At 68.5% G+C, this 6379-nt stretch carries 7 protein-coding genes; 3 read left to right on the top strand and 4 right to left on the bottom strand.

All coding sequences use genetic code 11. The features are described from left to right. Positions 1 to 91 precede the first annotated feature (91 nt). The 3 genes from AB0I34_RS40920 to AB0I34_RS40910 are packed head-to-tail and all read right to left on the bottom strand — an operon-like array spanning position 92 to position 3042. Positions 92 to 1339, bottom strand: a complete 1248-nt coding sequence (locus tag AB0I34_RS40920; protein ID WP_360456971.1) for an MFS transporter — start codon at positions 1337 to 1339, stop codon at positions 92 to 94. Continuing rightward, the gene (locus AB0I34_RS40915) at positions 1339 to 1836 is read right to left on the bottom strand and encodes a MarR family transcriptional regulator (protein WP_360456968.1); all 498 of its coding nucleotides are present in this window, start codon (positions 1834 to 1836) and stop codon (positions 1339 to 1341) included. Before AB0I34_RS40915 ends, AB0I34_RS40920 begins: the two co-directional genes overlap by 1 nt. 3 nt (positions 1837 to 1839) lie before the next feature. Further along, positions 1840 to 3042, bottom strand: coding sequence for an MFS transporter (locus AB0I34_RS40910; protein ID WP_360456965.1), 1203 nt, complete (start codon positions 3040 to 3042; stop codon positions 1840 to 1842). Between the two features lie 77 nt (positions 3043 to 3119). On the opposite strand from AB0I34_RS40910, the gene AB0I34_RS40905 reads away from it, so the two are divergent. The 3 genes from AB0I34_RS40905 to AB0I34_RS40895 all read left to right on the top strand — a co-directional run bounded on the left by AB0I34_RS40905 (position 3120) and on the right by AB0I34_RS40895 (position 5258). Continuing rightward, entirely contained in the window at positions 3120 to 3689 is a 570-nt protein-coding gene (locus tag AB0I34_RS40905) for a TetR/AcrR family transcriptional regulator (RefSeq protein ID WP_360456962.1), read from the top strand. After that, positions 3686 to 4204, top strand: a complete 519-nt coding sequence (locus AB0I34_RS40900) for an SRPBCC domain-containing protein (protein WP_360456959.1) — start codon at positions 3686 to 3688, stop codon at positions 4202 to 4204. The genes AB0I34_RS40905 and AB0I34_RS40900 overlap by 4 nt, the downstream gene beginning before the upstream one ends. Before the next feature lie 76 nt (positions 4205 to 4280). Then, positions 4281 to 5258, top strand: a complete 978-nt coding sequence (locus AB0I34_RS40895) for an aldo/keto reductase (protein ID WP_360456956.1) — start codon at positions 4281 to 4283, stop codon at positions 5256 to 5258. 89 nt (positions 5259 to 5347) lie between these two features. Here AB0I34_RS40895 and AB0I34_RS40890 read toward each other — a convergent pair whose 3' ends face one another. After that, positions 5348 to 6373, bottom strand: a complete 1026-nt coding sequence (locus AB0I34_RS40890; RefSeq protein WP_360456953.1) for a LacI family DNA-binding transcriptional regulator — start codon at positions 6371 to 6373, stop codon at positions 5348 to 5350. Positions 6374 to 6379 lie beyond the last annotated feature (6 nt).

Below are 6379 nucleotides of genomic sequence, written 5' to 3'. Positions count from 1 at the left end.
GTGTGAAGCCTTCGACAAGCCACACCCCAACCGGAGGTTCTCCTCACGTCAACCCCAACTCACCTGCCACCAACGTCTTGTCCCGGTACACCTAGTCGGTCAGTTGCTCCTCGGGCGCCAGCTGCTCCTCGGGCGCCGGTTGCCGGAGGCCCGGAGTACTGGCGGCCACCGCGGCGACCGCGACGACACAGAGGATGGCGCCGGACGCGAGCGAGGCCGCCGGTGACGTCAACTGGGCGACCACACCGCCACGGAGGTTGCCCAGGTCCGGCCCCGCCTGACCGACGATCTGTTCCGCGGCGGTGACGCGACCGAGCAGTTCGTTCGGGGTGTGCAACTGGATGATCGTGCTGCGCGAGATCACAGACACCGTGTCGGCGGCACCGGCCAGGGCGAGGAAGACCAACGCGAGCCACGCCGTCGGCGCGAACGCGAACAGCAGCAGGGTGATCCCCCAGGTGGCGGAGGCGACCAGCATCACCACACCGTGCCGCGGCAGCCGGGTGAAGACACCGGACAGGACCGATGCCGCCACGCCGCCGACCGCGATCGCGGTCAGGAACAACCCGAGCGTCCGCGGATCGTTGCCGAACCGCTCCGCGTTGATCACCGGGAACAGGCTGACCGGCATCGCGAGAACCGTGGCCGCGAGATCAGTGATCAACGCTCCGCGGATCACCGGCGTCGACACCAGGAACGCCAACCCGTCCCGCACACCTCGCAACCCCGCCCGAGCCACCGCCTCGACCCGCAGTCTCGGCAGACCGAGTACGCCGTACAACGCGGCGATGAAGCTGAGACAGTCGATCAGGTAGCAGACCCCGGTCCCCCAGGCACTCACCACGAGACCGCCCACCGCGGGCCCGATCAACATCGGCCCCTGGAACGCGATCCGGTTCAGCGCGATGCCACTGGCGAGCAACTCGCGCGGCAGCAACTGTGGCAGCACGGTCCGCGCCACCGGCCCGCTCGCAGCCCCGAACGCCGCTTGCGCGGCCACCAGCCCGAGCAGTACGCCGACAGGCATCGAACCGATGATCAACTGACTCGCCATCAGGCCCGCCGTGACGAGCTGCCCAGTGGTGGTGATCAGGTAGAACCGCCGCCGCTCGAACCGGTCGACCGCCGCGCCGGCGAACAGCCCGAGCAGGATCAACGGCAGGGCCTTCGACAACCCCACCGCACCGGTCCACGCCGCACTCGAGGTCTCGTCCCACACCTGGAACATCACCGCGACGAAGGCCAGCTGTCCGCCGAACATGGACAGCATCTGCCCGGCCCAGAGCCGCCGGAACGCCGGCGAGACCCGCAGCGGGCGCAGGTCGATGAACGCCCGCATCATTGCTTCGGCGAGGGATCGCCCTCGAATCCCTGCAGCTTCTCCGCGATCCGGTCGTGGAAGCTCTTCCGCGCCAGCGCCTCCTCGACGTCACGGACCACCTGCGTCATCGGATACGGGATCTCCGCCTCCAGCTCGGTGATCGCCGCCTCCGTCGCCCGCCACTCGGCCGCGAGCAGCTCGACGATGGCCTTGGACTTGGCGGTCAGCGTGACCTTCTTGCTGCGAGCGTCGGTCCCAGGCACGGTTCGCACCAGACCCGCGGTGCGCATCGCGGACACCTTCTGGCTGAGCGCCGAATGCGTACGGCCGACCGACTCGGCCAGCTCGGTGATCGTCATCGGCCCCTTGGCCTGCAGCCGCAGCAGCTCCATCACGTACGTCGGCTTCAGGCCCTTGATCTGCCGCTCGGTGTAGATGCGCGCGATCTCGGCATCCATCCGGGCCTGCAGCTGGTACAGGCCGCGCCACTGACTCTGTTCGGTCGGATCGTCCATGCCCTACATCGTAACAGCACTTATATAAGCTCTGTCAGATTCGGCCCGGAGCCTCGCCCTGCGGATCCAGACGACGGCGAGCACCGCGGCGGCGAGGCTGATGCCCGCGAGCGCCGCGAAGCCGTAGTGCGTGCTGGTGCGGTCCGTGATCGCCGACGTGACCAGCATGACGACGACCGTCGTGGCCAGACCGTAGCCGTTGGCGACACCGAACGCGCGCCCGACCTGGGACTCGTCCACCGACGTCATCAGCAGCAAACGCGTCGCGATCCTGGCCTGGCCGAACACGAACGCGCCGACGAGCACGAGTCCCATCAGCGCTCCAACACCGAACAGCGGCTGCAGCACAAGCAACGCGTTGCACCCGACGAACCCGATCAGCGCGACCCGCAGATCACCCAGCCGTACGGCGGAACGCCGGTAGGCCACCGCGGCCAGCAGGAACCCGGCGCCCCCGAGTGCGTCCACGACACCGACCACAGCCGCACCGCGATGCCACTCACCGACAATCAGGACGGGCAGCAGCGCATTGAACACCGTCACCACCACCAGCCCCTGACCGTAGAGCAATGCCAGCGCTCCGACCGGCAACCTGACCACCACTCGCTTGGTCACCGACGGCGCCCCGACCACCGTCCCGGTCCGCCGGCGGCGGGCGCCGACGGCAACAACAAGCAGCGCCGAGGCAACGAACGTGATCCCGTTGAACACGAACAGCGGCGTAGAACCGAAGTACTGCAAGGCGAATCCGCCGACCGACGCCGACAGCAACATCCCGCTCTGCAACGCGATCTCGTAGTGCCCGTTGAAGCGGCGCAACTCCGGCGCCGGCACTCGCTCCCGCACCAACGCGGCGCTCACCGGCATGAACAGCGCCGCCACCACGGCCAGCGCGAAGTTGCTCGCGTAGACGACGGCCTGCTGCGGCGCGCCGACGGCCAGACCGATCGGCAGACCCAGCGCCGCGACCGCGCTGACGACGTCGCAACCGATCCACAGCAACCGCCGGTCGAGCCGATCCGCCAGCCGGCCGAAGTACGGCGACAGCACCGCCTGCGGCACGGCGACGGCGATGAACAGCCAGCCGACATCGAGCATCGACCCCTGCGCCTGGACCAGCAGCAGCGCGGCGCCGATCAGTTGGATGTTGTTCCCCAGGGACGTGATGAAGGCTGCGGGCAGCAGCAGTCTGTGCGATCTGATCACCCGCCCGACGCTGCCACCAATCACTGACAATCGATGTCAGTCTTGTTTTTCGATACCGCAGTAGCGAAAATAGAGACATGGTGAGAGGACGACCGAGGGATGCCGGCGTCGAGGCACGCGTGCTCGAGGCCGCCATGGCCGAGATGCGAGCCGGCGGGTACGACGGCCTGTCGGTCGACCGGGTCGCGGACCGGGCCGGCGTGGCGAAGACGACGCTCTACCGCCGCTGGCCGTCCAAGGCCGAACTGGTGATCGCGATGATCACCGGCCTACGCGCTGCCGTGCCGTTCGAGCCGAGCGGGGACCCGCGCCGCGACCTCACCGAGCTGGTGACGGGCATCGCCACGACGCTGAGCGCCGTACCGACGACCCTGATCGCCGATCTGGCCGCGGCCGCGGCTCGGGAGCCGCGGGTCGGTGAGAGTGTCCGTGCTCTGTGGGGTGAGCGGCACGCTGCTGTCACCGCGGTCATCGGGCAGGCCCAGGCGGACGGTCTCGTCCCCGGACACGCCTCTCCCGCCGTACTGGTCGACCAGTTGGTCGGGCCGCTGTACTACCGGCTCCTCGTCACCGGCGAGCCGATCGATTCCGCCTACGTGAGGGAGCTGGTGCACAGCACCCTCGGACCTGATCCGGAGAAGTCATGAAGAAGCGCCGTAAGATCCTGGTTGCCCTCGGCACCCTTGTTGTCCTGTTCGCCGGGTACACCGTGTACACGATCGTCCGGCCGTTCGTGCTGCACACCGAGCTCGACATCGCCGCGCCACCGGAGCAGGTCTGGAAGGTGCTCGCGGACCGGCAGGCGTACCCGCAGTGGAACCCGTTCATCGTGTCCTCGACCGGTGAGCTGACGGCCGGCGGGACCATCACCAACGTCCTGCGCGACACCGACGGCAAGGAGCTCACCTTCTCGCCCAAGCTGCTCGTGGTCGAGCCTGGCAAGGAACTGCGCTGGATCGGCAAGGTCGGCTTCGGCGGCATCTTCGATGGTGAGCACTCGTTCCGCCTCGAGGCGCTGCCCGACGGCCACACCCGGCTGATCCAGCAGGAGACGTTCCGCGGCGCGGCCGTCCCCTTCACCCGCTCCATGCTCTCCGGCACCATCGAGCCCCAGTTCGTCGCAATGAACCACGCACTGGCCGCCCGCGCGACCGGCTACTGATCCATGCACCATTCGCATCAACAGTGTGGAAAAGATTCATTGGACCGATGAAGCGATCCTTGGTTGGGTCGGTGTCATGGATATGCGCACGTTGGGACGAGTAGGGATCGAGGTCAGCCCCGTCGGGTTCGGGTGCTGGGCGATCGGCGGTCCGTTCAGCAATCCGGCCGGAGAACCGCTGGGCTGGGGTGAGGTGGACGACGAGGAGTCGGTGCGCGCGATCCGGCGGGCGATCGACCTCGGCGTGACGTTCTTCGACACCGCCGATGTGTACGGCGCGGGTCACAGCGAGCGGGTGCTCGGCAAGGCTCTCGAGGGGCGGCGGGGCGAAGTCGTGATCGCGACCAAGTGGGGCAACACGTTCGACGAGTCGACGCGAGTCATGCACCATCAGGACGGCTCGGTCGAGTACCTGCACAAGGCTGTCCGGGCATCGCTCGACCGGCTCGGTACCGACCACATCGATCTGTACCAGTTGCACTTCGACACCACCGACGAGATCGCGCTGCCGTTGCGGGAGGCGTGCGAGGACCTGGTCCGCGAAGGATTGATCCGCAGCTACGCCTGGAGCACTGACACACTGCACAGCGCGGAGCTCTTCGCCGAGGGCGAGCACTGCTCGGCGGTGCAGCACGAGGCGAGTGTCCTGCACGATGCGTCGGACTTCTTCGCGCTCTGCGAACGGGCCGATCTCGCCAGCATCAACCGGACGCCATTGGGCATGGGCATCCTCGGCCGCCGCGCCGCGGACCGGCCGGCCACCGGTGCGGACATCCGCACGCTGCCGCCGTCGTGGCTGCGCTTCTTCGACAAGGGCGGCGTACCGGCTCCGGAATGGTGGGACAAGGTGTCGGCGATCCGGGACGTACTGGAAAGCGACGGCCGGACGCTGGCGCAGGGTGCGCTCGCGTGGCTGTGGGCGCGGAGCCCGCGGACCGTCCCGATTCCTGGTTTCCGCACCGTCGCGCAGGCCGAGGAGAACGCGGCCGCGATGTCGTTCGGTCCGCTCCGCGACGAGCAACTGGCCGACATCGAGAAGTTGCTGACGGAATGAGCTGATCCGCTGGGCAGGACGTGCCCTCGTCTTGCCCAGCGGGCCGTTTATCGATATACCTCCTGCAGCGACAGGAGGTCCACGTGCTGCTAGGCGACGGGTTTGGTGGTGCCGCGCCGGATCAGGTGCGCCGGCACGATCAGTTCCTGCGGGTCGCGAGTCGGGCCGCCGTTGAGCTGGGCGAGCAGCAGCGCGGTGATCGCGTCGGCCATCTCCTCGTGCCCCGGGTTGACGGTGGACAGCGACGGGACCAGGTACGGCGCTTCGTCGATGTCGTCGAAGCCGACCACCTGGACCTCGTCCGGCACCCGCAGTCCGGCGTCGGCCAGCGCGCGCAAGGCGCCGATCGCGACGAGATCGGTGAGTGCGAACACGGCATCGAAGCCGATCCCCCGCTCGAGCAGTCGCCGGACCTCGTCGTACCCGTCCTGGAGGCGGAACTGGCATCGAACGGTCAGGTCCGGATCCATCGGTACGGCGGCCTGGGTGTGCGCGAGCGCGTAGCCCTCGGCACGCAGGGACGGCATGTTCGCCGAACCGGCCGGATCGCCGCCGAGCATCGCGACGCGGCGGGCACCGGTGGCGAGCAGATGCGCGGTCGCCTGCTGGGCACCGTCGACGTTGTCCATCATCACGTGGTCGAACCCCGACGGCAGCGCCCGCTCGCCGATCATCACCACTGGCGCGTCGGTGCGGATCTGGGCCAGTTCGGCCGGGTCGATGTCGACCACACTGAGGATCAGGCCGTCGTACATCCGGAGCCGGGAGAACGCGACCGCGTCCATCTCGCCCTCGCGGCTGGCGCCGGTCCGCTCCATCACGATCCGCAGGCCCTGCGCCTCGAAGCGATCCGCGAGCCGGCCCGCCAGTTGACCGAAGTACGGGCGCTCGAGTTCCGGAACCGCGAGGCCGACCACGCCGGTACGGCCGGCGCGCAGGTGCCGGGCGGCCAGATTGACCTGGTAGCCGAGCTCGTTGATCGAGGCCAGGACCCGCTCCCGGGTCGCGGCACCGACCCGCGGCCGACCGTTGATCACGTTCGAGACCGTCATCGTGGACACCCCCGCGGACCGCGCCACGTCGGCCATCGTCACCACGGTGGATGCCTTCTTCATGGCGAC

This window comes from Kribbella sp. NPDC050281 (assembly GCF_040655855.1).
Lineage (GTDB): Bacteria > Actinomycetota > Actinomycetes > Propionibacteriales > Kribbellaceae > Kribbella.
The sequence above is the reverse complement of the archived record's forward strand: the minus strand, read 5'-3'. Positions and strand labels throughout refer to the sequence as shown.

Bases quoted from the DNA above. Each gene is read 5' to 3' on its own strand.
- AB0I34_RS40920 (WP_360456971.1), bottom strand. From the start codon at position 1,339: ATGCGGGCGTTCATCGACCTGCGCCCGCTGCGGGTCTCGCCGGCGTTC.
- AB0I34_RS40900 (WP_360456959.1), top strand. From the start codon at position 3,686: ATGAAGAAGCGCCGTAAGATCCTGGTTGCCCTCGGCACCCTTGTTGTC.
- AB0I34_RS40905 (WP_360456962.1), top strand. From the start codon at position 3,120: ATGGTGAGAGGACGACCGAGGGATGCCGGCGTCGAGGCACGCGTGCTC.
- AB0I34_RS40915 (WP_360456968.1), bottom strand. From the start codon at position 1,836: ATGGACGATCCGACCGAACAGAGTCAGTGGCGCGGCCTGTACCAGCTG.
- AB0I34_RS40890 (WP_360456953.1), bottom strand. From the start codon at position 6,373: ATGAAGAAGGCATCCACCGTGGTGACGATGGCCGACGTGGCGCGGTCC.
- AB0I34_RS40895 (WP_360456956.1), top strand. From the start codon at position 4,281: ATGGATATGCGCACGTTGGGACGAGTAGGGATCGAGGTCAGCCCCGTC.